Source organism: Kocuria rosea (assembly GCF_023715525.1).
Classification (GTDB): Bacteria; Actinomycetota; Actinomycetes; order Actinomycetales; family Micrococcaceae; genus Kocuria; species Kocuria rosea_A.
In genome coordinates, this window is the sequence record NZ_JAMBOG010000053.1 from 1 (window position 1) to 1,109 (window position 1,109).

General features: G+C 69.4%; 1 protein-coding gene. It reads left to right on the forward strand.

All coding sequences use genetic code 11. From position 1 onward, the window contains the following. Window positions 1-121: 121 nt before the first annotated feature. On the forward strand, window positions 122-1,109 hold a 988-nt coding region (locus M3185_RS16920; protein ID WP_251334838.1), incomplete at its 3' end, for an IS481 family transposase.

Here is a 1,109-nt window from a genome sequence, read left to right on the forward strand (position 1 = left end):
TGTACTGCCCAGGGTGGTTGGTTGAGGTGCGGCGACTTATCTGCGCTGGTTGATGCATGAGGAGGGCCTCCTGCGTTGGAGTGGAAGTGTCTAGGTTCCGCATCCGACGAGGAGGCCCTCGATGTCCCACGCTAATGCCGCACTGACTCCACGCCAACGGTTGCGGATCGCCCGGTTAATCGTCGAGGACGGGTGGCCGGTAGCCCAGGCTGCGGCGTTCTTCCACGTCGCCTGGCCCACGGCCAAGCGCTGGGCCGATCGCTACCGGGCCATGGGCGCGGCCGGAATGAGTGATCGCTCCTCGCGCCCGCACCGGTGCCCGACCCGCACCAGCGCGCAGCTGGTGAAGAAGGTCGTGGCCCTGCGCTGGCGTAAGCGTCTGGGCCCGGTGGCCATCGGCGCGGCCCTGGGGATGCCGGCCTCCACCGTGCACGCGGTGCTGGTGCGCTGCCGGGTGAACCGGCTGCGCCACATCGACCTCCGCACCGGGGAGGTGATCCGCCGCTACGAGCACGCCACACCGGGGGCGCTGATCCACGTGGATGTGAAGAAGCTGGGCAACATTCCCGACGGCGGTGGATGGCGCTACGTCGGGAGGCAACAGGGTGGTCGTAACCGGTGGGCGACACCGGGGACCGGCCGGTCGGCCACCCACAAGCCACTGCTGGGTACCGCGTTCGTGCACACCGTGGTCGATGACCACTCGCGGGTGGCCTACGCCGAGATCCACGGCGACGAGAGAGCCGACACCGCGGTGGGCGTGCTGTTGCGGGCGGTGTCGTGGTTCGCCGCCCGTGGGGTCACCGTGGAGCGGGTGCTGTCGGACAACGGGGCCGCCTACCGCTCCGGTGCTTGGCGGGCGGCCTGCGCCGCACTGGGTATCAGCGTGAAGAAGACCCGCCCGTACCGGCCGCAGACCAACGGGAAGGTCGAGCGCTTCCACCGCACCCTCGCCGAGGGCTGGGCCTTCTCCCGGCACTATCCGACCGAGCAGGCCCGCCGGGCCGCACTGCCGGGATGGCTGCATCACTACAACCATCACCGGCCACACACCGCTATCGGCAACCACCCACCCGTCACCCGATTGACCAACCTCCCTGGGCAGTACA